General features: G+C 70.6%; 20 protein-coding genes and 1 pseudogene. 16 read left to right on the forward strand and 5 right to left on the reverse strand.

All coding sequences use genetic code 11. The features are described 5' to 3' along the window. Positions 1-32: 32 nt before the first annotated feature. From ACH4K1_RS14950 to nusB, 4 genes are all read left to right on the forward strand, one after another. Entirely contained in the window at positions 33-938 is a 906-nt protein-coding gene (locus ACH4K1_RS14950) for a Pro-rich N-terminal domain-containing protein (protein ID WP_398089592.1), read from the forward strand. 102 nt (positions 939-1,040) lie between these two features. Then, positions 1,041-2,147 (forward strand): M24 family metallopeptidase, encoded by a 1,107-nt coding sequence (locus ACH4K1_RS14955; RefSeq protein WP_398089594.1) that lies wholly within the window; start codon positions 1,041-1,043, stop codon positions 2,145-2,147. Positions 2,148-2,197: 50 nt separating this feature from the next. Continuing rightward, the gene (gene efp / locus ACH4K1_RS14960) at positions 2,198-2,764 is read left to right on the forward strand and encodes an elongation factor P (protein WP_073769886.1); all 567 of its coding nucleotides are present in this window, start codon (positions 2,198-2,200) and stop codon (positions 2,762-2,764) included. Between the two features lie 2 nt (positions 2,765-2,766). Further along, on the forward strand, positions 2,767-3,198 hold the full coding sequence (gene nusB, locus ACH4K1_RS14965; protein WP_228992600.1) for a transcription antitermination factor NusB: 432 nt from the start codon (positions 2,767-2,769) through the stop codon (positions 3,196-3,198). A 1,147-nt stretch (positions 3,199-4,345) separates the two neighbouring features. On the opposite strand, the gene ACH4K1_RS14970 is transcribed toward nusB, so the two are convergent. Next, complete coding sequence (locus ACH4K1_RS14970; protein ID WP_398089596.1) at positions 4,346-4,687, reverse strand: beta/gamma crystallin domain-containing protein; 342 nt, start codon at positions 4,685-4,687, stop codon at positions 4,346-4,348. Positions 4,688-5,216: 529 nt separating this feature from the next. Here ACH4K1_RS14970 and ACH4K1_RS14975 point away from each other — a divergent pair. Then, positions 5,217-5,798, forward strand: a complete 582-nt coding sequence (locus tag ACH4K1_RS14975; RefSeq protein WP_398089598.1) for a sigma-70 family RNA polymerase sigma factor — start codon at positions 5,217-5,219, stop codon at positions 5,796-5,798. Positions 5,799-6,826: 1,028 nt separating this feature from the next. Next, the gene (locus ACH4K1_RS14980) at positions 6,827-7,300 is read left to right on the forward strand and encodes a Dps family protein (protein ID WP_398089600.1); all 474 of its coding nucleotides are present in this window, start codon (positions 6,827-6,829) and stop codon (positions 7,298-7,300) included. A gap of 147 nt (positions 7,301-7,447) precedes the next feature. On the opposite strand, the pseudogene ACH4K1_RS14985 reads toward ACH4K1_RS14980, so the two are convergent. Both ACH4K1_RS14985 and ACH4K1_RS14990 read right to left on the reverse strand, forming a co-directional pair. Next, positions 7,448-7,696: pseudogene (locus ACH4K1_RS14985) on the reverse strand (ricin-type beta-trefoil lectin domain protein); the annotation flags it as partial. A gap of 245 nt (positions 7,697-7,941) precedes the next feature. Beyond that, complete coding sequence (locus ACH4K1_RS14990; protein WP_398089602.1) at positions 7,942-11,043, reverse strand: AfsR/SARP family transcriptional regulator; 3,102 nt, start codon at positions 11,041-11,043, stop codon at positions 7,942-7,944. A 622-nt stretch (positions 11,044-11,665) separates the two neighbouring features. Here ACH4K1_RS14990 and ACH4K1_RS14995 point away from each other — a divergent pair. The 4 genes from ACH4K1_RS14995 (at position 11,666) to ACH4K1_RS15010 (ending at position 16,361) form a co-directional block, all read left to right on the forward strand. Continuing rightward, positions 11,666-12,811, forward strand: coding sequence for a serine hydrolase domain-containing protein (locus ACH4K1_RS14995; RefSeq protein WP_398089603.1), 1,146 nt, complete (start codon positions 11,666-11,668; stop codon positions 12,809-12,811). A gap of 486 nt (positions 12,812-13,297) precedes the next feature. Then, positions 13,298-14,137: an alpha/beta fold hydrolase gene (locus ACH4K1_RS15000; protein ID WP_398089604.1), complete on the forward strand. Its 840-nt coding sequence runs from the start codon at positions 13,298-13,300 to the stop codon at positions 14,135-14,137. Between the two features lie 107 nt (positions 14,138-14,244). After that, complete coding sequence (locus tag ACH4K1_RS15005; RefSeq protein ID WP_398089606.1) at positions 14,245-15,078, forward strand: alpha/beta fold hydrolase; 834 nt, start codon at positions 14,245-14,247, stop codon at positions 15,076-15,078. Positions 15,079-15,518: 440 nt separating this feature from the next. After that, positions 15,519-16,361, forward strand: coding sequence for a MerR family transcriptional regulator (locus tag ACH4K1_RS15010; protein WP_398089607.1), 843 nt, complete (start codon positions 15,519-15,521; stop codon positions 16,359-16,361). Positions 16,362-16,617: 256 nt separating this feature from the next. Here the strand turns inward: ACH4K1_RS15010 and ACH4K1_RS15015 are convergent, their stop codons facing one another. Beyond that, positions 16,618-17,355: an IS110 family transposase gene (locus tag ACH4K1_RS15015; RefSeq protein WP_398089609.1), complete on the reverse strand. Its 738-nt coding sequence runs from the start codon at positions 17,353-17,355 to the stop codon at positions 16,618-16,620. A gap of 519 nt (positions 17,356-17,874) precedes the next feature. After that, positions 17,875-18,375, reverse strand: a complete 501-nt coding sequence (bldD, locus tag ACH4K1_RS15020; protein ID WP_006123181.1) for a transcriptional regulator BldD — start codon at positions 18,373-18,375, stop codon at positions 17,875-17,877. 222 nt (positions 18,376-18,597) lie between these two features. On the opposite strand from bldD, the gene pyrR reads away from it, so the two are divergent. From pyrR to carB, 6 genes are all read left to right on the forward strand, one after another. Next, positions 18,598-19,182 carry a bifunctional pyr operon transcriptional regulator/uracil phosphoribosyltransferase PyrR gene (gene pyrR / locus ACH4K1_RS15025; RefSeq protein WP_228992602.1) on the forward strand — a complete coding sequence of 195 codons (585 nt, stop codon included), beginning with the start codon at positions 18,598-18,600 and terminating at the stop codon, positions 19,180-19,182. Positions 19,183-19,276: 94 nt separating this feature from the next. Continuing rightward, on the forward strand, positions 19,277-20,263 hold the full coding sequence (locus ACH4K1_RS15030) for an aspartate carbamoyltransferase catalytic subunit (protein ID WP_398089611.1): 987 nt from the start codon (positions 19,277-19,279) through the stop codon (positions 20,261-20,263). A gap of 2 nt (positions 20,264-20,265) precedes the next feature. Next, positions 20,266-21,552, forward strand: coding sequence for a dihydroorotase (locus tag ACH4K1_RS15035; protein ID WP_398089612.1), 1,287 nt, complete (start codon positions 20,266-20,268; stop codon positions 21,550-21,552). Beyond that, positions 21,549-22,157: a hypothetical protein gene (locus tag ACH4K1_RS15040; protein ID WP_398089614.1), complete on the forward strand. Its 609-nt coding sequence runs from the start codon at positions 21,549-21,551 to the stop codon at positions 22,155-22,157. Before ACH4K1_RS15035 ends, ACH4K1_RS15040 begins: the two co-directional genes overlap by 4 nt. Next, positions 22,154-23,293: a glutamine-hydrolyzing carbamoyl-phosphate synthase small subunit gene (gene carA / locus ACH4K1_RS15045; RefSeq protein ID WP_398089617.1), complete on the forward strand. Its 1,140-nt coding sequence runs from the start codon at positions 22,154-22,156 to the stop codon at positions 23,291-23,293. Before ACH4K1_RS15040 ends, carA begins: the two co-directional genes overlap by 4 nt. Further along, positions 23,286-26,594 (forward strand): carbamoyl-phosphate synthase large subunit, encoded by a 3,309-nt coding sequence (gene carB / locus ACH4K1_RS15050; RefSeq protein WP_398089618.1) that lies wholly within the window; start codon positions 23,286-23,288, stop codon positions 26,592-26,594. The genes carA and carB overlap by 8 nt, the downstream gene beginning before the upstream one ends. Positions 26,595-26,598: the final 4 nt, after the last annotated feature.

Genomic DNA, 26,598 nt, shown 5'->3' on the forward strand with positions numbered 1-26,598 from the left:
TCAGTCGCGGTTACGAGACGGAGTGGCACCGGATGCAGCACGCAGTGGGGGCCCCGCTGCCACCGCCCCACGGACCCGGCATCGGGCACGTCGGACGGCCGTACCAGGCCCAGCACCCCGGCCACCCCGGCCCGCCCCCGATACCCCCGCCGCACCCGGCCCCCGGCCAGGCCCCGCCTCCGCCCCCGCACGGCCAGGCCCCGCCTCCCGGCCACGCCCAGCAGCCGCCCCCCGCGCACGGCCGGCCCCCCGGCGCCGGCTGGAGCGGCACCGGCCCCACGCCCCCCGCCGGGGAGGCCGCCGGCCGCACCGGACACGTCCAGCTGCCCCCGGGCGGCCCCGTTCCGCTGCCCGCGCCGCCCGCCGAGGCCGGCACCGGCGGCGCGACGCTCGCCGTCCTGCTCATCGGCCCGGCCGGGGCGGGCAAGACCACCGTCGCCAAGCTCTGGGCGGCCCGCCGCCGGGTGCCCACGGCCCATGTCTCCCTCGACGACGTGCGCGAGTGGGTCCGCTCCGGCTTCGCCGACCCGCAGGCCGGCTGGAACGACCACTCCGAGGCCCAGTACCGGCTGGCCCGCCGCACCTGCGGCTTCGCCGCCCGCAACTTCCTCGCCAACGGCATCTCCTGCATCCTCGACGACGCCGTCTTCCCCGACCGCCCGGTCGTCGGCCTCGGCGGCTGGAAGCGCCACGTGGGCCCCGGCCTGCTGCCCGTGGTCCTGCTGCCCGGCCTGGAGGTCGTCCTGGAGCGCAACGCGGAACGCAGCGGCAACCGCCGGCTCTCCGACGAGGAGGTCGCCCGCATCCACGGCAGGATGGCCGGCTGGTACGGCTCCGGCCTCCCGATCATCGACAACTCCACGTACGACGTCGAGACCACCGCCCGCGTCCTGGACGACGTGCTGGCCCGCTCCATCGCGAGCCCGCCCGCCTGGTAGCCGCCCGGCCCCACCGGCCTCGGCGTACGCTCCGCCGCCCGCGGTGCCCCGGTCGGATGCGCCCGCCGGGCGGCCCGCCGCTCCCGCTCGTACGCTCGGACCATGTCTGAGGTGCACGCCGTCCGACGCGGGCTGCTCCGGGACCGGTGCGCCGCCGCGGGCTCCGCGGCCGCCCTGGTCTCCCGCCCCGCCAACGTCCGCTACCTGGCGGGCGGAGCGCCCCCCGGCGCCGTGCTGCTGCTCGGCCCCGGGGAGGACGTTCTGCTCTGCCCCCCCGCCCCGGCCGGGGAGTCCGCCCACGCGCGGCCCGACGAGGCGCTCAGGGTCGATCTGCTGCCCCCGCCGGACGGCGACCCGGTGGTCGTCGCGGCCGGCCTCGCCGCCGCCTCGGGAGCGGAGTCGCTCGCCGTCGAGGAGCACGATCTGACCGTGGCCCGGCACCGCGCCATGGGGGAGGCCGCGCCGCGTCTGAGACTGGCCGATCTGGGCTTCACCGTGGAGCAGCAGCGGATCGTCAAGGACGAGGAGGAGATCGGCTGCCTCCGGATCGCCGCCGAGATCACCGACCAGGCCCTCGGTGAACTCCTCGAATCGATCCTGGTCGGCCGCACCGAGCGGCACCTCGCCCTCGAACTGGAGCGCCGCCTGGTCGACCACGGCGCTGACGGCCCCGCCTTCGCCACCTCCGTGGGCACCGGCCCCAACTCCGGCCGGGGGAGCCACCGGCCCTCGGACCGCAGGGTGGAGGAGGGGGATTTCCTCTCCGTCCGGCTCGGCGCGAGCTACCGCGGCTACCGCTGCGAGATCGGCCGCACCTTCGTCATCGGAACCGCCCCCGCCGAGTGGCAGATCGAGCTGTACGACCTTGTTTTCGCCGCTCAGCGGGCCGGCCGGGAGGCGTTGGCGCCGGGTGCCGCCTACCGGGAGGTGGACCGCGCCGCCCGCCAGCCGTTGGAGGCGGCGGGGTACGCGGAGGGCCTTCAGCCGAGGACCGGGCACGGGGTGGGGCTCGAAATCGAGGAGGACCCGCAACTGGCACCGGCGGCCATGGGTAAACTGGACGCTTGTGTGCCGGTCACCGTCGAACCGGGGGTCCACCTCCCGGGCCGGGGCGGTGTCCGGATCGATGACACGCTCGTCGTGCGCCCCGAGGCGGACGGCGGACCCGAGCTACTCACCATGACGACCAAGGAGCTGCTCGCGCTCTAGCGCGGATCCTCGGTCGTTCCACCAGCTTCAGTCCAGGAGATTCCGCAACCGTGGCTTCCACGAACGACCTCAAGAACGGCATGGTGCTCAAGCTCGACGGAGGCCAGCTCTGGTCCGTCGTCGAGTTCCAGCACGTCAAGCCCGGCAAGGGCCCTGCCTTCGTGCGCACCAAGCTCAAGAACGTGCTCTCCGGGAAGGTCGTCGACAAGACGTTCAACGCCGGCGTGAAGGTCGAGACGGCCACCATCGACCGGCGCGACATGCAGTTCTCGTACATGGACGGCGAGTACTTCGTCTTCATGGACATGGACACGTACGACCAGCTCATGGTCGACCGCAAGGCCGTCGGCGACGCCGCCAACTTCCTGATCGAGGGCTTCACCGCCTCCGTCGCGCAGCACGAGGGCGAGGTGCTCTACGTCGAGCTGCCCGCGGCCGTCGAGCTGACGATCCAGCACACCGACCCCGGCGTGCAGGGCGACCGCTCCACCGGCGGCACCAAGCCCGCCACTCTGGAGACCGGCTACGAGATCGGCGTGCCGCTCTTCATCAGCACCGGCGAGAAGATCAAGGTCGACACCCGCACGGGCGACTACCTCGGCCGGGTGAACAGCTAACCGTGGCTGCCCGGAACAAGGCCCGCAAGCGCGCCTTCCAGATCCTCTTCGAGGCCGACCAGCGCGGTGAGTCCGTGCAGACCGTGCTCGCGGACTGGGTTCGGCTCTCGCGGACCGACGACCGTCAGCCGCCGGTCGGTGAATTCACGATGGAGCTGGTCGAGGGGTACGCGCAGTACGCGGACCGGATCGACGACCTCATCGTCACCTACGCCGTGGACTGGGAGATCGACCGCATGCCGGTCGTCGACCGGAACATCCTGCGGCTCGGCGCGTACGAGCTGATCTGGCTGGACGAGACCCCGGACGCCGTGGTGATCGACGAGGCCGTCCAGCTCGCCAAGGAGTTCTCCACCGATGACTCCCCGTCCTTCGTGAACGGCCTGCTGGCCCGTTTCAAGGACCTCAAGCCGAACCTGCGCCGGGCCCAGTAGCCCCGGCCGCGACGGTTCGGTCGCACGGACACCCCAAGGGCCCGCGGTCGACCGCGGGCCCTTCGGGGTACCCGGGTGCCGGGCCGGTCGGAGCAGCGGACTCATCATCCGTCGGCTGTGGGTTCGAGTCCCCCCGGCCTTCAGGGGGCGTTCCCGCAGAGTGTCGTGCGTAGCGGCGCCGGGGCGCGGAAGGCGTTGTGGTGGTCGAAGGCGTCGCGGTCGATGAGGGGAATCGAGTCGACCTCGCCATTGCGCCCCTCATCCCGCCCTTGGCAGGGCCTACGCCTCAGACGCACCGCCTGTGGCGACATCACCCGGATCCGTCCACCGGCCCGCCAGGCCGCGGCTGTCCGGTTTTGGCGCAGCGAAGTAGCGCCTAAGGGGGAGGCGTCGCTTATCGCACCCGCGAGGGTGAACGCCGCGGCGGGATCCCTCCGTACAAGCGAGCCCTCGTGCTCTCGCCCACCTGCGCAGCACGACGCTCTCGCACAGAGCGCCGCCGGCTTCGGCATATCCGTGGGCACCGCCCACGGATATGCCACCGCCGTCCTGCGGCTCCTCGCCGATCGGACGCCGGCCCTGCTCAGATATCGCGCGAGCACGACCCGGACTACGTGCTGCCGGACGACGCCCTCGGCGGGTGCGACCGCCTGGGCGACGGACGCGCCGATCGCGCCCACGAGCACCGGCGCCACGGCGTGGGCGCGCGGATCGTCACCGGTCCCGAAGACCGGCCTTCCGCGGATCTCGCAGACCTTGCCGGGCCGCGCTCACCGACTGACCGCCGCGCGCATGCACCGCCTCGTCCGGAACTGTGATCGCCAGGGCGGCCCGATCGTTGGCGACCGCACCTGCACCGGTGCCGACTCCCGGGCCGCCTCCGCCCGCTCAACGGTGAACTGCCACCGACCGAAAGGACGCTGAACCGAGCACTCGCCCAAGCCCGCACTCCTGTCGAAACGACGCGTCGCCCGCCGGAAGCCCCGGCGGTTTCCCGACCGGAACTGCCGCAGCCCGAGCCGCGCGACGGACATCGCCGCCACGGCGCCCGCCCTGGAGAGGCGACGCCGAAGAGCCTCAATGGACCCGGCGCAGCGACGTCCTCACTGGCGAGGGCCCGCTGTCATGGCGTTCGCAACCGGCGGGCCTACCAGATCCTGATCTTCGTGATCTTGTGGATGGGCTCGCCGGGGACGTTGCCGAAATGCCACTTGTCCACGGTCGCGCTGGTCGCCGGCGCACCCAGCCTCGGCACGTACTCCAAGGTGACCTTGTTGTCTCCGGTCCAGATCCGGTCCACGCCGTAGATGGCCACGCTCTGCACGCCCGCGTTGGCGAAGCAGAGGGAGCCGCCTGCGTTGTGAAGCGACAGGAGACCCAGTCCATTGCAATCAGTGCGGTTGATGGCGGACGCCGACGAGGCAGGCAGCACGGCGGCCATGGCCCCGGCCGCCGCGACTACCGCGAGACGTGTGATGAAGCGCTTCACTGGTGAGTTGTTCCTTCCATGGTGGTGTGGTGCCGCCGAGGGCCGCAGCGCACGGCGGCATCGCAGGGACGCATGCACGTCCGATCAGCGCAACGTGGAAAAGGGTGCTCCCGTTCACTACTTGAGCTCCTCACTTCGGACGCGGTCGCGATCTTCCTCAGCCGTTCACGCGCCCGATCCAGACAGGCAGGATCGGCCCCAGCGAACGCTGGGTGTCGTGCTCCTGCGGTGGGAGGGCGGCTGCATCCGGGCGGCTCCAGCACCCTGATCGGCGGGACCGTCCTGCCGAGCAACGTGGTTCCTCGGCCGCTGTCGGCGGCCACGGGATTCCCGCAGTGCCGACACGGCGTAAGGCGTATCCCGAGTGGTCATCCCACTCTTTCCGGGACCGGAGCAGCGCTCCGGCCCTTACGGAACGGCAAGAAAGCGACAAGGTCTCGCCAAGGGCTTCCGGCGAGTGTGTGAGCCGTTCGGCCGCGTACGCGGCCGAACGCGCCACGGAACACTCGGACAGGATCGAGCGCCACGCATGAACGAGATCATGGAAACGCGGACCACCGCCTCCGCTCCGGCTGGGTCGCATGACCGGAACCCCGCATCCGATGTCGACTGCGAGGCCTTCGTCAGAGACATCTACGACCAGTACGGTCCGCTGCTCGTCCGGTACGCCGCGCGCCTGCTGGATGGTGACTGGCACAAGGGGGAGGACATCTTCCAGGAGACCGCGGCCCGCGCCTGGAAACACGCCCGGTTCCTTGGCACCCGCCACGAGAGCCTTCGACCGTGGTTGTTCACCGTGGCGAGGAATCTCGTCATCGACCACCACCGGGCACGCCAGGTGAGACCGGCGGAGCACATGGCCGTCGAGGAGTTGGACGCCTCAAGAGACAGCACGGCATCCGCGATCGACGCCCACGCGGTGTCGAAGGCCCTGGCGGATCTGAACGAGCAGCAGAGATCCGTCATCGGTCTCATGTATTACCTGGAATGCAGCGTTGCCCAAGCGGCCGAGCACCTCGGCATACCGGCCGGCACCGTCAAGAGCCGTGCCTTCTACGCCGTACGGGCGCTGCGCAAAGCGCTGGAGAAGCAAGGCATCCTGGGAGTGTGACCACGGCGCGGCCCCGGACGTACGGTCGTCAAGAAGGCCTGTAGTCCAGGCTGGGAAGCACGACGGGCCTGAAGTACGCGCCCAAGGGCTGTCCCACCATCCCCGGCGGGCGCACGACGACAGCTACGGCACCTCGCCGCGTTGTCGGAACGCCCGAATACATCCAGTATGCGGACGTCCCTCCGCCTTGCGATGCACCGCATCCGGCGCCGCGCGCTGATCCACCGGGGATTGCCGGACAGCCCTTAGCTCGGGATTTAACCTCGCTTCTCTCCAGAATGGATGGTGACCTGGCGCTTTGGTCAAGCCCGACGCCTGCTGGAGGGCTGGCGCGGATTATGGAACACCGGCAGCACGGCAGTCCCACCACCCCCTGAACCGCCAAGGCGCCACGGACTGTTCGTCCGCCATTCCTGAATGGGCCGGTCACAGCCGCTCGTTGATGACCGCGATAAGGAAAGCGGTCTCGTAGGGGTTCGCGAGCTTGCCGTATCTCGTGGCCACGGCCCGGTTCCTTTTGGGAGGGTCGATGCCGCACTCGACGGCATGCCGAGCCTGGTGGTCCTCGGCTTTGAACTCGGGTGGCCGGCCACCGCGGGAGCCACGTTTCTTGCGGTTGTGCGCCTGGTCGGCTTTGTCCGGGAGGGTGCGGCGGATGCCACGGCGGCGCAGGTAAGCGCGGTTCTCGTGGGAGGCGTACGCCTCGCGAGGTGACTGTCGCCGCGTACCGCGTGTGTTATCGAGGAGAGAAGACGGGCGGTTTGCCCGCGTCTTCTCCCGCCCTCACGGCGACCTCGTCCAGGTCTCCCGCGAGGGCGCCGGTGTCGACGGTGTCGATGCGGATACGTTCGGGCCCGAGCCGGGCCCGGCACTCCCGCCGGCAGAACCCCGCGTGCTCGATCCGGAATCACGTGTCGGACGAGCTGAACCCACGGAGGGCTCCCGCCGTTCCTAGCCTCGGGCTCCTCACGCCCCACCGACGTCCGCGCCCGGGGCGCCGGTGCCACTCACGAAAGGACCGCACCTTCATGCCGGTCATCAACAACTCTCTGCCGAAGCGCGACCGCGAGACCGCCGGTGCGGTGCTGCAGGCGACCTTGGCCGACCTTCTCGACCTGTCCCTGGTGGCCAAGCAGGCCCACTGGAACCTGTACGGCCCGCGCTTCCGCTCGGTTCACGTCCAGCTCGACGAGGCCGCCACCATCGCCAGGAACCACGCCGACACGGTGGCCGAGCGTGCGGCCGCCTTGGGCAGCAGCCCGGACGGACGGGCCGCGACCGTAGCGGGAACCAGCGGGGTGCCCGCTTTCCCGCCGGGCTGGACCAAGGACAGCGACGCGGTGGAGGCCCTGGCACACGCGCTCTCGGCAGTGACCGGGAGGCTGCGCAAGCGCCTCGTCGAGATCGGCCCGGTGGACGTCGTCACCGAGGACCTCCTCATCGGACTCACGGCCGATCTGGAGAAGCAGAGCTGGATGTTCCAGGCGGAGAACCGAGCCTGACCGGTCCTGCGGCTGACCGCCCGGCGTACCGTTCCGTGAGCCGGGCCTGCACGGCGTGGCATCCGCACGCGGCCCGCGGGTGGTTCCTGCGAGGCGGCCCTCGCCCTGCGCACCTGGTGTCGGGCGGAGGTCGCTTCGTGGTCCGGGTCATGAGCGGGTCCAGGTCCGGGTCGCGGCGCCGGTGCATGGCCACAGGACGGCTCGGGTTCCGTCGCCGGACCGGCTGTCGTGGACATTCACGCACGGGGCGGCGAAGCGGGACACCAGGCCGTCGGTCGCGTTCGGATGGAACCGCTGAGCGGCCGCTCCAGTGCAGGACGCCATCCGGACGGCCGTGCCGTTGTCCTTCGAGGCGCCGACGAGATCCATGCACAGTCCCTGCGAACGGACCGTCCCGTCCGGGCGGAACTCCCCCGCTGACCGGCGGGCCCCTCACAGGCCCGGATGGTCAAGGGAGTCCCCACGCGCAGGTGAACCGGTTCCTTGTCCCGGTTGGTCACAGCAGAGGGGCACACGTTCGGTGACCCTGGCGCGCAGCTCCGCGCCGGACGCTCCGCCCCCCGGGAGGGCCCGAACCCGCCGCCCCGGCGAGTGCGCCGGTGACGCGACGAATGAGGAGTCTCCGCGATCAATGCCAGGGCTCAGAGCGCAGGGCCCTTGCTCCTCGGAACGGGGAGCTTGTGCTTCCCGACCGCTCGCTCCGGCACGGTGGGCGTGGGGTCCTCATCCATGTCGAGGGCGGTGAGCCGGTCACGGACCTGCTGAGCGCTGTGTGTCATCTTCCGTGCCTCCGCGTCTTCGAGGGCGTCGGCCCAGTCCGTCCGTGCGCCTTCCCGGTCGCCCATGGAAAACCGGGTGTCGCCGAGCCGCATCAGCGTGCCGATGGCATTCCTGTGGTCTCCGAGTTCCCCGAACGCCCTTGAGGCCCGCTGGTACGTCGTCACCGAGTCCTCGTAACGGCCGAGCAGGCGAAGGTTGTGTCCCAGGATGTCCCACCCCTGGGCGAGCTGCCAGGGGGCGTCGAGACGGTGGAACAAGGCGATGCCCTCCTCGCTGTACAGAAGGCTCTTGTCGAGGTTTCCCAGGTTGGAGTGGAACCAGGCGAGCTCGAGGAGGCACTCGGCCAGCCACAACTCTTCCCCTGCCTCTCGGGAGAGTTCCAGTCCCCGCTCGGAGGCCGCCACAGCTTCCGCCGTCCGCCCGAACAGAAACAGCGCACACGCCGTGACGTAGTGGGCTCGTGCCTGTTCACCGATGTCGCCGAGCTTCTCGAAGATCGTTTTCGCCTGGTGCAGTTGGTGCAGGGCTTGCTCCTGATGGCCGAGGTAGCCGTGGATGCCACCCAGGTGCCGCAGGCAGCGGGCCTCTTCGAGGAGGTCGTTGCGACGTCGGGCCACTTCGAGGGCGGGGGTCAGGGCGCTGATGGCTTCGGGCCAGAACTCCTGGCGGTTGAGGTGCTCCTTGAGCGACCAGGCGAGCCCGGTGGTGTGATCGTCGAGCTTCTGACCGACCGCGGTGTGGAGCAGGCCGGTCAGTACGGCCTGCTCGGCGGTGAGCCATCGGGCCGCCTGCGTGAGGGTGGTGAGTTCTTCCGGCCTGACACCCGGGTGGGGGGTATCGAGTTCGAGATCATGCGATATGTCCTGCTTGAGGAACCGGTTGGCCTCGCAGGCGGTGAACATGTAGTGGTCCAGGACCCGGAGGGCGGCGTGATGACGCCCCTCGCTGGTGTCGTGGGTGTGGGCGAGCTCGGTGGCGTAGCCGCGTAGGAGGTCGTGCAGGCTGTAGCGACCGGGCAGCGGTTGTTCCACGAGGCACGAGCTGAGCAGTTCGGCGAGTGCACGGCGGGTCCGGGCCGGGGGAAGGCCGGCGAGGCTGGCGGCGGCGGGGACGGTGATGTGGGGGCCGGGATGCAGGGCCAGCAGGCGGAAGAGCCGGGCGGCGTGCTCATCCAGTGACTGGTAGGACCAGGAGAAGACGGCCCGCACGTCGGTGGTGGTGTCGAAGCCGGTGAAAGCTTCGAGTCCACCGTGGGCGTGGTGGAGGTCGTCTACCACCGCGTGGAGGGGGAGCGAGGGGTCGAGTTCGGCCCGGGCCGCGACCACGGCCATGGCCAGGGGAAGCCGTCCGCACAGACGGATGATGTCGGCTGCGGCGGTGGGCTCGGCGGCGAGCCGTTCGGTTCCCAGACGTCGTTCGAGTGCCTCGTGCGCCTCGGTAGGTGAGGGCAGCGCGAGCCGGAGGGGCTTGGCGCCGTCGGTGGTGATGAGACCGGGAAGTTGGTTGCGGCTGGTGATCAGGGTGAGGCAGCCCGCTCCTGCGGGAAGCAGAGGGCGTACCTGCTGCTCGTCGCGGGCGTTGTCGAGGACGAGGAGGATCTGCCTGTCGGCGAGGAGGCTGCGGAAGAGTGTGCTGCGGTCGGCGGTGTCTTCGGGGATGCGCGGGGCGGGGACGCCCAAGGCGGTGAGGAAGCCGTGCAGGGCGGCACCGGGTTCGACGGCGGGCGCGTGCGGGTGGAAACCGCGCAGGTTGACGAAGAGCTGCCCGTCGGGGAAAGAGGAGGCGACGCGGTGTGCGTGGTGCACGGCGAAAGTTGTTTTGCCGACGCCGGGCGTACCGCTGATGACCACGGCGGGGGAAGCGGCGGGCCCGGGGCGGCCCGGTGCACCGCTGACGGCGGACAGCCACGCACCTTCGGCCGCCCGTCCCGCGAACACCGGCAGGCTACGCGGTAGTTGGGACGGACGTGCCGAGGGCAGAGGGAGGGACGCTGTTCTCCCGCCGTCCGCGTCCGCTGCCCCACGTGCGCCGGATCCGCCCTCCACGTCGTCGGGCCGGTCGGCGCCCGGCACGGTCGGCGAGGTTGCCTCGCCTGCGTCCGGCGCCCCGGTCGTGATGGTCCCGCTCAGGTGGCGACCGTCCTGGGGCGCCGTGCCGGTCGTCCGGTCGTCCGGGAGCAGGGGCGGCAGGTCGTGGTGGAGGATGCCCTGGTGCAGGGCGCGCAGTGCCGGACCCGGTTCGAGGCCGAGCTCGTCGGCCAGGTGTCGGCGCACGTCGTTGTAGCACTGCAGCGCTTCGGGGTGTCTTCCGGCCAGGTACAGGGCTCGCAGCAGCAGGGCCCAGCCGGTTTCCCGTAGGGGGTGCTGTGCGACCATCTCCTGCGCCGCGTGGAGGGCTTCGGTGATCCGGCCCAGCAGAAGGAGGCCGGTGGCACGGATTTCGCGAGTGGTCTGCCGAAGCTCTTCCAGCCGTGCTGTCTCCTGGGCGGCGAACAGGTGGTGCGCGGCGTCGGCGAACGCCGCGCCGCGCCACATGGCCAGGGCCCTGTCGGACTCGTCCACGACGCGATCAGGTCTGCCTTGGTCCAGGAACCGGTGTGCTTGGGCGGCGGAGCGCTCGAAGCGCGCAGTGTCACGGTTCTCGGGCGCCACACGCAGGGCATAGCCCAGGGGTTCGGTGACCAGCGTCTCGAAGGCGCCCTGTCGGCGAAGACGCTGAGGTTCCAGGACCGCGCGTACCTTGCTGATGTGGGCGTGCAGGGAACCCAGCGCTGCGCCCGGTGCCCGCCCCGGCTGCTGCGGCCACAGTTCCTCGTACAGCGTCTGCGGCGAGACCGCCCGGCCGTCGGCGAGCAGCAGGCGAATCAGCAGCAGCCGCTGCCTCCGTCGACCCGGGTCCAGTACGGTCCCCGCCCGTCGCACCTCCAGCGGGCCCAGCACTCCGAAGTCAAGGCCTTGCCCCACAGCTCTCACCGTACCCAGCCGAATCTCACTTCACGGCGTCACTCCTGGTGCACACCTGGCCAGGGCCCGGCACACGGATGACCTGTTCGCGCAGCGATCGAAAGGGGTCTCGACCCACCGGGCGCCGACAGGAATCGTGTCGCGGCGGCCCTGGTCCAGGAGTGACGAGGACACCGTTGTCCACTTCCCGCATATCGGACAGGACATTAGCAGGGCCTTGTCCGGCGGCAGCCTTCGTCAGCTGCGCGACGGGCCGCCCGGACAAGGGCGCACCCGGCCCCGGGGCAGGGGGGTGAAGTGGAGGGTCGCGGCGTGGGCAGGAACACCGTTCCCGGTCCCGTGCCGTCGCCATCGTCTGGACGTACCGGGTGCCCCGGTCCGGCGCGGCCGCTCTCCACCCCGCAGACCGGGCGTCCGCATCGTCCGGGTCCGACGGCTCGCGCCCGGCACGTCCAGCACCCGTCCGGTACGGCGGAGCGAGAGGACGTGCGCACGGGATCCGTTTCCGGGCTGTGGGGGAGCGGCATGTGAACAAATGTCATGACGTGCGGGGATGCGTGAACCGCTGTGACGTCCGGCCCGTTGAGTGATCGAACGGTTGTCGTCTGGAGGGGAGAAGAACATGGTCGTCGAGGGAACCAGCACTGCCCGGTTCGAACCGGTACGAGCGGCGCTGGCAGCGCACCTCGAAACCGGCGAGGAGTTGGGAGCGTCGATCGCCGTCGATGTGGACGGGGTCATGGAAGTCGATCTGTGGGGCGGTCACGCGGACCAGGCGCGTACCGTGCCGTGGGACCGGGACACGCTGGTGAGCATGTGGTCGACCACGAAGACCCTCACCAACCTCGCGGCCCTCGTCCTCGTCGACCGGGGCGCACTGGATCTGCACCGGCCGGTCGCGCACTACTGGCCAGAGTTCGCCGCCCGGGGAAAGGGGCACATCGAGGTGCGGCACGTCCTGGCCCACACGTCGGGACTCTCCGGTTGGGAGCAGCCCTTCTCCATGGAGGGTCTCTACGACTGGTCTACCGCGAGTGCCCGGCTGGCCGCGCAGGCGCCCTGGTGGGAGCCGGGCTCCGCTTCGGGCTACCACGTGCAGACCCAAGGGCAACTGGTGGGGGAGCTCGTCCGGCGCGTCAGCGGTCGTACTCTGAAGGAGTTCGTCGACACCGAGATCGCCGAACCGGCAGCCGCCGATGTCCAGATCGGTGCGCGCCGAAGCGACTGGCCGCGGATCGCTGGACTGGTGCCCCCCTCGCAGCTCTCCGGTATACCCACCGGCCTCGACCCCGAGGGGATCTTCACCAGGACGTTGCTCGGGAGCCCCGCCCGTGACGAGCACGTGGACACCCCGCAGTGGCGCTCCGCCGAACTTGGAGCCGTCAACGGACACGGCAACGCCCGAGGCATGGCCCGTGCTCTCTCGGCCATCTCGCGGGGCGGCCTGGTGAACGGTTCCCGGCTTCTTTCCGCGGAAACGGTGGAGAAGGTGTTCGACGTACAGGCCGACGGCATCGATCTGTTCCTGGGCGTACCTGTCCGCTGGGGCATGGGCTACGCGCTCGCCGACCCGAGGACGATGCCGCACATGCCCACCGGGAAGATCTGCTTCTGGGTCGGTCGGGGCGGTTCGATCGTCATGATGGACCTCGACCGGCGCGTGACGTTCTCGTACACGATGAACCGGGTGGGCGACGGAATTCTCGGCTCCGAGCGCACCCACAGCTACATCAAGCATGTCTACGACGTCCTCGAATCCACCTCCTGAGCCCGTCTCGGCCCGGTCGGAGGCGCCCTGTGCCCCTCGGAGACGGTGCGGAGCGCTACGGCGAACCCCCGCCGCAGACCATGACGTGAGTCCGGGCTGCAGGGTGCTCGCGGCGCGGCCCCGGACGTCATCCAACGTCCGTGTACGGGCAGTCCGGGAACAGCCCGTCATCGGGTGAACGTGAGTGGCCGGTTATCGGGTGAACCGGTCCGGTCTCCTCACCGTAGGACAGGACGAAGGACGCTCCGCCCCCGACAGCCGGGTGGAGGCGTTGCTTCAGAACCACGTCGGGCGGCGGCCCGGCGGCCTCTTCGGGCCGCTGCCGCATCTGGCCCGCACCAGTTCCGTTCCGCGCACGGCGCCGACGGACGCACGTCAACTCAGCCACCGGCGAAGTGGCGCGGTGCCCCGTTCCTGGAACTCACCCGCCCCCATCGCCTGCACGGTCCGTCCAGGGCCATCAACCAGCCAAGAGGGATTTCACGCATGCGCAACACCCGCCTCGTCCGTCCGAGCCGCAGATCCGCGCTCCTCGGTGTCACCGCGGCCGTAGGACTTTCCGTCGCTGCCGTCACCCTGCCCACCTCAGCAGGAGCGGCTCCCCACCCGCCCGTACGCCCGACGATCGTCCTGGAACACGGAGCGTTCGCCGACGCCGCGAGCTGGGACGGTGTCGTCGCCCGGCTTCAGCGCGCCGGCTATCCGGTGGTGTCCGCCGCCAACCCCCTGCGCGGTCCGGCGACCGATGCCGCCTACCTGCGCAGCGTCCTCGATCACGTCGACGGGCCCGTGGTCCTGGTCGGCCACTCCTACGGCGGCACCGTCATCAGCCAGGCCGCCGCGGGCCTCGAGGACAAGGTGAAGGCCCTGGTCTACATCGCGGCGTTCCTGCCGGACACGGGCGAGAGCTCGATCGGACTGACGAACAAGTTCCCCGGCAGCACCCTCGGCGAGGCCGTCGAGTCCGTCAACTACGCCCTGCCCGAAGGCGGTCAAGGCGCGGACGTGTACATCAAGCCGGAGAAGTTCCGCAACCAGTTCGCCGCGGACGTGCCGGCGGGCAAGGCAAGGCTCATGGCTGCCGGCCAGCGCCCGGTCGCCGCCGCCGCCCTGGAGGAGAAGTCCACCGAGGCCGCATGGAAGAGGATCCCCTCCTGGTCGCTGGTCACTACGGAGGACCGCAACATCCCCGTGGCCGCCCAGCGCTTCATGTCGGCCCGCGCCAAGGCCCGCACGACGACCATCGACGCGTCGCACGCGGTATCCGTGTCCCGCCCCGACGCAGTCACCCGCATCGTCGAGCAGGCGGCCCGCACGGTCCGATGACCGACGGTCCCGGCCTGTCACCCGACACACCTCACCGCACCCGCACAGCCGTGCCCGATCGTGCACCGCACCACCAGACGCATTCACACCGGAAGGCAGAAACCACCATGGCGTTCATCACCGTCGACCAGGAAAACTCCACCAGCATCGAGCTGTACTACGAGGACCACGGCACGGGGCAGCCGGTCGTGCTGATTCACGGCTACCCGCTCGACGGCCACTCCTGGGAGAAGCAGTCCGCCGCACTCCTGTCGGCCGGCTACCGAGTGATCACGTACGACCGGCGCGGTTTCGGCCGCTCCAGCCAGCCCACCACCGGCTACGACTACGACACCTTCGCCGCCGACCTGAACGTGGTACTGGAGACCCTCGACCTCAACGACGCCGTCCTGGTGGGCTTCTCCATGGGCACCGGTGAAGTCGGCCGTTACTTGGGCACCTACGGCTCCGACCGGATCGCCAAGGCCGCCTTCCTCGCCTCCCTCGAACCCTTCCTCCTCAAGACCGATGACAACCCCGGCGGCGTCGACGGCACCATCTTCAAGGACATCGAAGGTGCCGTCACCGCCGACCGCTACGCCTACTTCACCGAGTTCTACGAGAACTTCTACAACCTCGACGAGAACCTGGGCACCCGCATCAGCGAGGAGGCCGTCCGTAACAGCTGGAACGTCGCCGCCGGGGCCTCCTCGTACGCCTCGCTGGCCTGCGTGGCCACCTGGTCGACCGACTTCCGTGCTGACGTGTCCAAGATCGACGTCCCGGCGCTGATCCTGCACGGCACCGCCGACCGCATCCTGCCCATCGAAGCAACCGGAGAACGCTTCCACCAGGCGCTCCCGCAGGCCGACTACGTCGTCATCGACGGCGCCCCCCACGGCCTGCTGTGGACCCATGCCCAGGAAGTCACCGACGCCCTCCTCGCCTTCCTCGCCAAGTGACCAGCGGCTGATGCCTCACCTGTCGCGAGGTGGCGCCCGGACGGCTACGTACCGGGCGGGAAGCCGAGCCGTACCCGCGCTGCCGCAGGCAGGAGCCTGAGCCGCGCGGAACATGCCGTCGAGCCGACGACAGTGGTCGCCGCACATCGCGGCAGCAGCACGACCGGGCAGCCGGGCAGGGGCTTTGTCCTGCCGGACTCTCCGACACGAGATGCCCGCCCACGCGGCTGGGCGGGCGTCTCGCCGGGGACGGCGCCAGCCGCGGGCGGGGTACCGCAGCGGGCGCCGCACAGAACAGCAGGTCTCGGAACGGGGGCCACGGGAGAGGGCCCGTTCGCCCGTGGGACTTCGACGTGGCGGGCCGACAGGCCCGTGCACGTTCCCCATGGCACGGGCTCGGTGCTGGACCTTGCAGTTGCTGCAAGGCCGAGGATGGCAGCATGTTGTCGATCAGCGATTTCAGCGAGATGTGTGACCTGCCGCCGCAGACACTTCGGTACTACCACGCCGAAGGCCTGCTCGTTCCGGCCGATGTCGATCAGCGGACCGGCTACCGCTCCTACACGTTCGGGCAGGTCGAACGGGCCATGCTGATCACTGTCCTGCGCGGCGCCGGTATGAGCGTGACGCTCGTCCGACGGGCTCTCGACCAACCTGACGAGGCGCTGGTCCTCTTGCGGCAGCACGTGGCGGAGGTCCGACAACAGCGCCGAACCCAGGACGAGGCCATGAGAGACGCACGCGAGTTGCTCACCTCACCCCCCGAGGCGGTCCTGCGCCGCGTGGACAAGATGACCGTGGCGTCGAAGGCGGTACCGCGCCCGCCCTCCGGGCGCAACCGGTACGACTGGCATGCGGCCGACGCCGCGGTCACCGCCGCTGTTCAGGATGTGGTGAAAACCGTGGAGTCGTACGGAGCCGTGGTGGCCGGGACGTCTTGGCGAACCCTGGCCGCCGAGACCCCGGAGCAGAAGAGCCGAATCCTCGCGGGCGAGGAGCCGCAATGGCTGGTCAAAGTCCCCGTTGTGGCGGACGAAAGGACGTTGACGTCTCTACCTGCCGACATCGAGGTGGAGACGTTCGAACCCCGGGACGAGCTGTCGATCTTCATGCCGGGCAAGAGCTCGATGGTCAAGCACGGCACTGCGCTCTCGCGTCTCCTCGCGCACCCCTTGGACGCCGCCTACGTCGACACCTCCCGTATGCGTCACCTGCTTCACCCCGACGGGGTCGAAACCGCCACGGCCGTGTGCGAGTTCCGTGAGCCGGACGCCGTCGAGTGACCCCAGGACCGCCGTCGCTGTCCCTGCGGGAGCTGCCCGGGACGCTGCGCCGGGGGAGCTACGTCGTGATCCTCCTCGTGACGATCAACCGTCTGGCCCCCCGAGGAACCCGACGGCATCCGCCGCCTGCTGCTCACCCTCGCCGCCGAGCAGCAGCGGGAAGGAGGCGCCCCCGACGCCTAGCCACGTCGACGGATCAGTTCAATCGCCTCGGGCAGTGTGTTCGTCTCCATGGCCGGGAACCTACGGCAGGCTCTCAGGAACGACTCCGACGGGTGTGCGTTCCGCGTCCGCTGACAAGCACGTGGTCGTCATGCCGCGGCCGGTTCCGGTTGAGGCGGCTGGGCTGTCCATCGGCGATGGCCTGGGCACCACGAACTTTACGGTTCTTCAGCCAGGTCGCGAGGCGGCTTGGGCCGACCCGGCGCAGACCAGCCGGAGTCCGGTAGCCGGTCAGCAGGATGAGTGCGGACTTGGAGGCGGCGTAGTCGAAGGTCCGTTCCAGGGCAGGGAAGTACTCCGGCAGCTGTGCCCGCATCCGGTTGATGGCGCGGGTTCGTTCTGCGACGAGGTCGCAGCGGCGGCCGGTGAGGATCTTCAGGTCCACCGCGATCTCGTCCCACTCCTGCAAGGGCTGCAGGTCCCGACGTATCCGGGCCTGGTCGGCGATGACGTAGGCGTCCTTCGCGTCGGTCTTGCCGTCTCCGCGGTAGCCACGGGAGGCGTGGTGGACGGTGCGGCCGGGAATGTAGAGCAGCCGCTGACCATGGCCGGTGAGCAGAGCGATCAGAAGTGCGCCCCCGCCGGCGTTCAGGTCGACGGCCCGGGTCACCGGGCCGTCCTCGGCCAGTGCCAGGACGCCGCCCATCAGCTCCAGGAGCTCCGGCTCGTTGTTCGGCACCCGGCGCGAGAGCACCTTCGCCCCGCCCGTGTCGATCACCGGGCAGTGGTGCGCGGCCTTGCCGGCATCCGTTCCCGCCCAGAGCTCGGGCACCCGAGCTTCCCTCGTCGTCCGGTTGACTGGTCCCTGCAGGCGACCACGCCAACGTGTCCTTACGAAGCGATCTGTGTTCGCTCATCCCCATGAGTGGCCGTGTCGTCGCGGGGCACTGGGCGGCCAACCAGTCAAAGCCACAACCACGGCATGAGCGCTCCTGGCCACACCCAGGCCCCTGGGTCTCCCGATCGTACGAAGGACCGGAATCCACCCGCCCACAAGGCAAGGAGTGTTCCGACGGCCACGGGGTCACAGCGGTGGTCACGGACGCACCGGAACGGGCCGGTGCGGGGCCCGCACGGGGGCGAGGGCGGACGCGCCCTCTGAACAGGCGAAACGGGGCGTTCCGGCATCAGGCGTCAGCCTCCGGCGCGTCCGTTTCAGGACTCGTCATCCCTCGGGCGGGGGAGCGGGCCCCACCGCCGCGGCATCGGGCACGGAAACGCCGGGTGGGCGGGGCCCGGAGGCCCCGCCCACCCGGCGGCACGTTTCTGCGAGGGGGCTCTCCCCGCTCGCTCAGCTCTCGTCGTGGGAGACCGCGCGGCGCGCGTCCGCGTCCAGCACGCCCCAGCTGATGAGCTGCTCCGTCAGAACGGACGGCGACTGGTCGTAGATCACGGCGAGGGTGCGCAGGTCGTCCTGGCGGATCGAGAGCACCTTGCCGTTGTAGTCACCGCGCTGGCTCTGGATGGTCGCCGCGTAGCGCTGCAGCGGACCGGCCTTCTCCGGCGGGACGTGGGCGAGGCGCTCCAGGTCCAGGACGAGCTTCGGCGGCGGCTCGGCGGCCCCGCCCGGCGTCGTGCCGGGCAGCAGCTCCTGCACCGGAACCCCGTAGAAATCCGCCAGCTCGGCGAGGCGCTGCACGGTCACGGCACGGTCACCGCGCTCGTACGAGCCGACCACGACGGCCTTCCAGCGGCCCTGGGACTTCTCCTCCACGCCGTGGAGGGAGAGGCCCTGCTGGGTGCGGATGGCACGGAGTTTGGCCCCGAGCTGTTTTGCGTATTCGCTGGACATATGGCTCCCCGGACGCTGGAACAGTGTGCGGCTCCGCCGCGTGGCTGGTAACTCACTGTGAGGTTACGCAGCGTTACTTGGATGCGTCAAGCCGAATGGTCCGGACCGGCGGCCTCCCGGGGGCGGTGCCAGGGCCGGGCACAAGCCCTGGTAGCGTGGATGACGCAATTTCGACGTCCTTTAACGATCCGTCCCGTGAGGCGGAGAAGGAGGTCCGTTCCCATGGACGCACAGCACGACGACACCGGCAACGCGGCGCGCCCCGTTCTCGAGGCCCCCGACATCGCCCGTGTCCTGACCCGGATCGCCCACGAGATCGTCGAACGCGCCAAGGGCGCCGACGACGTGGTGCTCCTCGGCATCCCGACGCGCGGGGTCTTCCTCGCCCGCCGGCTGGCCGACAAGCTGGAGCAGATCACCGGCCGGAAGACGCCGGTCGGATCGCTCGACATCACCATGTACCGCGACGACCTGCGGCTCCGCCCGGCGCGCGCCCTGGCCCGCACCGACATCCCCGGCGAGGGGATCGAAGGCGGCCTGGTCGTCCTGGTCGACGACGTGCTCTTCTCCGGCCGGACCATCCGCGCCGCCCTCGACGCGCTCGGCGACATCGGCCGCCCGCGCGCGGTGCAGCTCGCGGTCCTCGTCGACCGCGGCCACCGGGAACTCCCGATCCGCGCGGACTACGTCGGCAAGAACCTCCCCACGTCGCTGCGGGAGACGGTCAAGGTCCAGCTCGCCGAGGAGGACGGCCGCGACGCCGTGCTGCTCGGCGTCAAGCAGGCCGCCCCCGCGGACCCGCGGTAGCCCGAACCCTCCCGTACGCCCTTCCGGGGGCCGTACGGCGGCTCCCGCGCGCCCGCATGCCTGAAACTCCCTCCAGCCACCCGGAGTACCCCAGATGAAGCGCCACCTCATCTCGGCCGCCGACCTCACCCGCGACGACGCCGTCCTGATCCTCGACACCGCCGAGGAGATGGCCCGGGTCGCGGACCGGCCGATCAAGAAGCTCCCCACCCTGCGCGGCCGTACCGTCGTCAACCTCTTCTTCGAGGACTCGACCCGTACCCGCATCTCCTTCGAGGCGGCCGCCAAGCGGCTCTCCGCCGACGTCATCAACTTCTCCGCCAAGGGCTCCTCGGTCTCCAAGGGCGAGTCCCTGAAGGACACCGCGCTGACCCTGGAGGCGATGGGCGCCGACGCCGTCGTCATCCGGCACGGCGCCTCCGGCGCCCCCTACCGCCTCGCCACCTCCGGCTGGATCGACGGAGCCGTGGTCAACGCCGGAGACGGCACCCACGAGCACCCCACCCAGGCCCTGCTGGACGCCTTCACCGTGCGCCGCCGCCTCATCGGCGCCGACGCCGGCCTCGGCCGCGACCTCGAAGGCCGCCGCATCACCATCGTCGGCGACATCCTGCACAGCCGCGTCGCCCGCTCCAACGTCCACCTCCTCACCACCCTCGGCGCGCACGTCACCCTGGTGGCCCCGCCCACCCTCGTGCCCGTGGGCGTCGAGCAGTGGCCCTGCGACGTCAGCTACAGCCTGGACGACGTGCTGTCGGCGTCCGACGCGGTGATGATGCTGCGTGTGCAGCGCGAGAGGATGAACGCCGCCTACTTCCCGACCGAGCGCGAGTACTCCCGCCGCTACGGCCTGGACGGCGAGCGGATGGCGAGGATGCCCGACCACGCCGTCGTCATGCACCCCGGCCCGATGGTCCGCGGCATGGAGATCACCGCCGAGGTGGCCGACTCCGACCGCTGCACCGTCGTCGAGCAGGTCGCCAACGGCGTCTCCATCCGCATGGCCGTGCTCTACCTGCTGCTCGGCGGCTCCGACACCGCGCTGTCCGCCGCCCCCGCCCGTACCGAGGAGAACAAGTGACCATGAGCAAGACCATCATCCGCGGTGCGCGGATCCTCGGCGGCGAGCCCGCGGACGTCCTGATCGACGGCGAGACCATCGCCGAGGTCGGCGCCGGCCTCGACGCCGACGGCGCCACCGTCGTCGAGGCCGAGGGGCGGATCCTGCTGCCCGGCCTGGTCGACCTCCACACCCACCTGCGCGAGCCCGGCCGCGAGGACTCCGAGACCGTCCTCACCGGCACCCGGGCCGCCGCCATCGGCGGCTTCACCGCCGTGCACGCCATGGCCAACACCTTCCCCGTCGCCGACACCGCCGGCGTCGTCGAGCAGGTCTGGCGGCTCGGCAGGGAGTCCGGCTACTGCGACGTCCAGCCCGTCGGCGCCGTCACCGTGGGCCTGGAGGGCAAGCAGCTCGCCGAGCTGGGCGCCATGCACGACTCCGCCGCCGGGGTGAAGGTCTTCTCCGACGACGGCAAGTGCGTCGACGACGCGGTGATCATGCGCCGGGCCCTGGAGTACGTGAAGGCCTTCGACGGCGTCGTCGCCCAGCACGCCCAGGAGCCCCGCCTCACCGAGGGGGCCCAGATGAACGAGGGCGTCGTCTCCGCCGAACTCGGGCTCGGCGGCTGGCCCGCCGTGGCCGAGGAGTCGATCATCGCCCGCGACGTCCTCCTCGCCGCCCACGTCGGCTCCCGCGTCCACATCTGCCACCTCTCCACCGCCGGCTCCGTGGAGATCGTCCGCTGGGCCAAGTCCAAGGGCTGGAACGTCACCGCCGAGGTGACCCCCCACCACCTCCTCCTCACCGACGAACTGGTCCGCACCTACGACCCGGTCTACAAGGTGAACCCGCCGCTGCGCACCGAGGCCGACGTCCTGGCCCTGCGCGAGGCGCTCGCCGACGGCACGATCGACTGCGTCGCCACCGACCACGCCCCGCACCCGCACGAGGACAAGGACTGCGAGTGGGCCGCCGCCGCCATGGGCATGGTGGGGCTGGAGACCGCGCTCTCGGTCGTCCAGCAGACGATGGTGGACACCGGACTGCTCGACTGGGCGGGCGTAGCCGACCGCATGTCCTTCCGCCCCGCAGCCATCGGCCGGCTGGAGGGACACGGCCGCCCCGTCTCGGCGGGTGAGCCCGCCAACCTCACCCTGGTCGATCCGGCATACCGTGGAGCCGTGGACCCCGCGGGCTTCGCGTCCCGCAGCCGCAACACCCCCTACGAGGGCCGTGAGCTGCCGGGCCGCGTCACCCACACCTTCCTGCGGGGCCGTGCCACGGTCGTCGACGGGAAGCTCGCGTGACTACTCTGACCCCCCTGTACCACCTGGCCGCCGAGCAGAAGTCGGCGGAAGTGACGGACTGGGCCGCCCGCATCGCCTGGGTGATCGGCCTGCTCGTCCTCATCGCACTCGTCTACTGGCTGATGCGCCAGGGCTGGAAGTGGCGCGCCAGCCTCCAGTCCGATCTGCCGGAGCTGCCGCAGGCCCCCGAGGACTTCGCCTCCGACGAGCCGCTGCTGACGCTCCAGGGGCGCTACCACGCCTCCACCACCGCCGGGCAGTGGCTCGACCGGATCGTCGCGCACGGGCTGGGCACCCGCAGCCGTACCGAGCTGACGCTCACCGCCCGCGGCCTGCGCGTCGAGCGCCCCGGGGCCACCGACTTCTTCGTCCCGGCCGACGCCCTGCGCGAGGCCCGCCTCGACAAGGCGCTCGCGGGCAAGGTCCTCCCCGAGGGCGGCCTGCTGATCATCACTTGGGCGCACGGCGGGACGCTGATCGACTCCGGCTTCCGCTCCGACCGCGCCGCCGAGCACCAGGCCTGGGTCGACGCCGTCGGCCGGATCGCCGGCGCCCCGGCCGCCACGGAACTCACCAGCACCACTACGGAAGGCACCGCACGATGACGATCTCCACCCGGGGGGCCCGCACCCCTGCCGTACTCGTCCTGGAGGACGGCCGCGCCTTCCGCGGCCGCGCCTACGGGGCCGTGGGGGAGACCTTCGGCGAGGCGGTGTTCTCCACCGGCATGACCGGCTACCAGGAGACGCTGACCGACCCCTCGTACCACCGCCAGGTCGTCGTCATGACGGCCCCGCACGTCGGCAACACCGGCGTCAACGACGAGGACCCCGAGTCCGCCCGCATCTGGGTCTCCGGCTACGTCGTCCGCGACCCCGCCCGCAAGCCCTCCAACTGGCGCTCGCGGCGCACGCTCGACGAGGAGCTGGCGGCCCAGGGCGTCGTCGGCATCAGCGGCGTCGACACCCGCGCCCTCACCCGCCACCTGCGCGAGCGCGGCGCCATGCGCGTCGGGATCTTCTCCGGCGAGGCGATCCCCGACGAGGGCACCCTGCTCGCCAAGGTCCGCCAGGCCCCCGAGATGACCGGCGCCGACCTCTCCGCCGAGGTCGCCACCAAGGAGAGCTACGTCGTCCCCGCGATCGGCACGAAGAAGTTCACCGTCGCCGCGATCGACCTCGGCATCAAGGGCATGACCCCGCACCGGATGGCCGAGCGCGGCATCGAGGTCCACGTGCTGCCCGCCACCGCCACCCTGGAGGAGGTGTACGCGGTGGAGCCGGACGGCGTCTTCTTCTCCAACGGCCCCGGCGACCCCTCCACCGCCGACCACCCCGTCGCCCTCATGCGCGGCGTCCTGGAGCGCTCCACCCCGCTCTTCGGCATCTGCTTCGGCAACCAGATCCTCGGCCGCGCCCTCGGCTTCGGCACCTACAAGCTGAAGTACGGCCACCGCGGCATCAACCAGCCGGTGCAGGACCGCACCACCGGCAAGGTCGAGGTCACCGCGCACAACCACGGCTTCGCCGTCGACGCCCCGCTGGACAAGGTCTCCGACACGGAGTTCGGCCGCGCCGAGGTCTCCCACGTCTGCCTGAACGACCAGGTGGTCGAGGGCCTCCGGCTCCTGGACAGGCCGGCCTTCAGCGTCCAGTACCACCCCGAGGCCGCCGCCGGCCCGCACGACGCCGCCTACCTCTTCGACCGCTTCGTATCCCTGATGGAGGACCAGCGTGCCTAAGCGCTCCGATATCCAGTCCGTCCTGGTCATCGGCTCCGGTCCGATCGTCATCGGCCAGGCCGCCGAGTTCGACTACTCCGGCACCCAGGCCTGCCGCGTCCTGAAGGCCGAGGGCCTGCGCGTCATCCTGGTGAACTCCAACCCGGCGACGATCATGACCGATCCGGAGATCGCCGACGCCACCTACGTCGAGCCGATCACCCCCGAGTTCGTCGAGAAGATCATCGCCAAGGAGCGCCCCGACGCCCTCCTGCCCACCCTCGGCGGCCAGACCGCGCTGAACACCGCGATCTCCATGCACGAGAACGGCGTCCTGGAGAAGTACGGCGTCGAACTGATCGGCGCCAACGTCGAGGCGATCAACAAGGGCGAGGACCGCGACCTCTTCAAGGGCGTCGTCGAGGCCGTCAAGGAGAAGATCGGCTACGGCGAGTCCGCCCGCTCGGTGATCTGCCACTCCATGGACGACGTCCTCGCCGGCGTCGACACCCTCGGCGGCTACCCCGTCGTCGTCCGGCCCTCCTTCACCATGGGCGGCGCCGGCTCCGGCTTCGCCCACGACGAGGAGGAGCTGCGCCGCATCGCCGGACAGGGCCTCACGCTCTCCCCGACCACCGAGGTCCTCCTGGAGGAGTCCATCCTCGGCTGGAAGGAGTACGAGCTGGAGCTGATGCGCGACCGACACGACAACGTCGTGGTCGTCTGCTCCATCGAGAACTTCGACCCGATGGGCGTCCACACAGGCGACTCCATCACCGTCGCCCCGGCCATGACGCTCACCGACCGCGAGTACCAGCGGCTGCGCGACGTCGGCATCGCCATCATCCGCGAGGTCGGCGTCGACACCGGCGGCTGCAACATCCAGTTCGCCATCGATCCCGCCGACGGCCGGGTCATCGTCATCGAGATGAACCCGCGCGTCTCCCGCTCCTCGGCGCTCGCCTCCAAGGCCACCGGCTTCCCGATCGCCAAGATCGCCGCCAAGCTGGCCGTGGGCTACACCCTGGACGAGATCCCCAACGACATCACCGAGAAGACGCCGGCCTCCTTCGAGCCGACCCTCGACTACGTCGTCGTCAAGGCCCCGCGGTTCGCCTTCGAGAAGTTCCCCTCCGCCGACTCCACCCTCACCACCACCATGAAGTCGGTGGGCGAGGCCATGGCGATCGGCCGGAACTTCACCGAAGCCCTCCAGAAGGCCCTGCGCTCGCTGGAGAAGAAGGGCTCCCAGTTCGCCTTCACCGGCCCGGTCGGCGACAAGGCCGAGCTGCTGGCCGAGGCGGTCCGCCCGACCGACGGCCGCATCAACACCGTCATGCAGGCCATCCGCGCCGGAGCCACCCAGGAGGAGGTCTTCGACGCCACGAAGATCGACCCCTGGTTCGTCGACCAGCTCTTCCTGATCAAGGAGATCGCCGACGAGCTGGCCGCCGCCGAGCGCCTGGACGCCGACCTGATCGCCGAGGCCAAGCGGCACGGCTTCTCCGACGCCCAGATCGGCGAGATCCGCGGGCTGCGCGAGGACGTCGTCCGCGAGGTCCGGCACGCACTCGGCATCCGCCCGGTCTACAAGACGGTCGACACCTGCGCCGCCGAGTTCGCCGCGAGGACGCCGTACTTCTACTCCTCCTACGACGAGGAGAGCGAGGTCGCGCCCCGCACCAAGCCGGCCGTCATCATCCTCGGCTCGGGCCCCAACCGCATCGGCCAGGGCATCGAGTTCGACTACTCCTGCGTGCACGCCTCCTTCGCCCTGAGCGACGCCGGCTACGAGACCGTCATGGTCAACTGCAACCCCGAGACCGTCTCCACCGACTACGACACCTCCGACCGGCTCTACTTCGAGCCGCTCACCCTGGAGGACGTCCTGGAGATCGTGCACGCCGAATCGCTGGCCGGCCCGATCGCCGGCGTCGTCGTGCAGCTCGGCGGCCAGACCCCGCTCGGCCTCGCCCAGGCGCTCAAGGACAACGGCGTCCCCGTCGTCGGCACCTCCCCGGAGGCCATCCACGCCGCCGAGGACCGCGGCGCCTTCGGCCGGGTCCTGGCCGAGGCCGGACTGCCCGCGCCCAAGCACGGCACCGCCACCACCTTCGGCGAGGCCAAGGCCATCGCCGACGAGATCGGCTACCCCGTCCTCGTACGCCCGTCCTACGTGCTGGGCGGACGCGGCATGGAGATCGTGTACGACGAGACGCGCCTGGCGTCGTACATCTCCGAGTCCACCGAGATCAGCCCCACCCGGCCGGTCCTGGTCGACCGCTTCCTCGACGACGCCATCGAGATCGACGTGGACGCCCTCTACGACGGCCGCGAGCTCTACCTCGGCGGCGTCATGGAGCACATCGAGGAGGCCGGCATCCACTCCGGCGACTCGGCCTGCGCCCTGCCCCCGATCACCCTCGGCGGCTTCGACATCAAGCGGCTGCGCGCCTCCACCGAGTCCATCGCCAAGGGCGTCGGCGTGCTCGGGCTGATCAACATCCAGTTCGCGCTCTCCGGCGACATCCTCTACGTCCTGGAGGCCAACCCGCGCGCCTCCCGCACGGTCCCCTTCACCTCGAAGGCGACCGCCGTCCCGCTCGCCAAGGCCGCCGCCCGCATCTCGCTGGGCGCGACCATCGCCGAGCTGCGCGAGGAGGGCCTGCTGCCGAGGACCGGCGACGGCGGCACCCTGCCGCTGGACGCGCCGATCTCCGTCAAGGAGGCCGTGATGCCGTGGTCGCGCTTCCGCGACATCCACGGCCGGGGCGTGGACACGGTCCTCGGCCCGGAGATGCGCTCCACCGGCGAGGTCATGGGCATCGACTCGGTCTTCGGCACGGCGTACGCCAAGTCGCAGGCCGGCGCCTACGGGCCGCTGCCCACCTCGGGCCGCGCGTTCATCTCGGTCGCCAACCGGGACAAGCGCTCGATGATCTTCCCGGCCCGCGAGCTGGTCGCCCACGGCTTCGAGCTGATGGCCACCTCCGGCACCGCCGAGGTCCTCAAGCGCAACGGCATCAACGCCACCGTCGTGCGCAAGCAGTCCGAGGGCCCCGGGCCCAACGGCGAGAAGACCATCGTCCAGCACATCCACGACGGCGAGGTCGACCTCATCGTCAACACGCCGTACGGCACCGGCGGCCGGCTCGACGGCTACGAGATCCGCACCGCGGCCGTCTCCCGCTCCGTACCGTGCCTGACCACGGTCCAGGCGCTCGCCGCCGCCGTCCAGGGCATCGACGCCCTCAACCACGGCGGCGTGGGGGTCCGTTCCCTCCAGGAACACGCCGAGCGTCTGACAGCGGCCCGCGACTAGCCGC

The organism is Streptomyces sp. NPDC017448 (assembly GCF_044330565.1).
Classification (GTDB): Bacteria; Actinomycetota; Actinomycetes; order Streptomycetales; family Streptomycetaceae; genus Streptomyces.

Bases quoted from the DNA above. Each gene is read 5' to 3' on its own strand.
- ACH4K1_RS14995 (WP_398089603.1), top strand. From the start codon at position 11,666: ATGGTCGTCGAGGGAACCAGCACTGCCCGGTTCGAACCGGTACGAGCG.
- ACH4K1_RS14950 (WP_398089592.1), top strand. From the start codon at position 33: ATGCAGCACGCAGTGGGGGCCCCGCTGCCACCGCCCCACGGACCCGGC.
- bldD (WP_006123181.1), bottom strand. From the start codon at position 18,375: ATGTCCAGCGAATACGCAAAACAGCTCGGGGCCAAACTCCGTGCCATC.
- ACH4K1_RS14980 (WP_398089600.1), top strand. From the start codon at position 6,827: ATGCCGGTCATCAACAACTCTCTGCCGAAGCGCGACCGCGAGACCGCC.
- ACH4K1_RS14975 (WP_398089598.1), top strand. From the start codon at position 5,217: ATGAACGAGATCATGGAAACGCGGACCACCGCCTCCGCTCCGGCTGGG.
- ACH4K1_RS15035 (WP_398089612.1), top strand. From the start codon at position 20,266: ATGAGCAAGACCATCATCCGCGGTGCGCGGATCCTCGGCGGCGAGCCC.
- pyrR (WP_228992602.1), top strand. From the start codon at position 18,598: ATGGACGCACAGCACGACGACACCGGCAACGCGGCGCGCCCCGTTCTC.
- ACH4K1_RS15030 (WP_398089611.1), top strand. From the start codon at position 19,277: ATGAAGCGCCACCTCATCTCGGCCGCCGACCTCACCCGCGACGACGCC.
- carA (WP_398089617.1), top strand. From the start codon at position 22,154: ATGACGATCTCCACCCGGGGGGCCCGCACCCCTGCCGTACTCGTCCTG.
- ACH4K1_RS15010 (WP_398089607.1), top strand. From the start codon at position 15,519: ATGTTGTCGATCAGCGATTTCAGCGAGATGTGTGACCTGCCGCCGCAG.
- ACH4K1_RS15000 (WP_398089604.1), top strand. From the start codon at position 13,298: ATGCGCAACACCCGCCTCGTCCGTCCGAGCCGCAGATCCGCGCTCCTC.
- ACH4K1_RS14955 (WP_398089594.1), top strand. From the start codon at position 1,041: ATGTCTGAGGTGCACGCCGTCCGACGCGGGCTGCTCCGGGACCGGTGC.
- ACH4K1_RS15005 (WP_398089606.1), top strand. From the start codon at position 14,245: ATGGCGTTCATCACCGTCGACCAGGAAAACTCCACCAGCATCGAGCTG.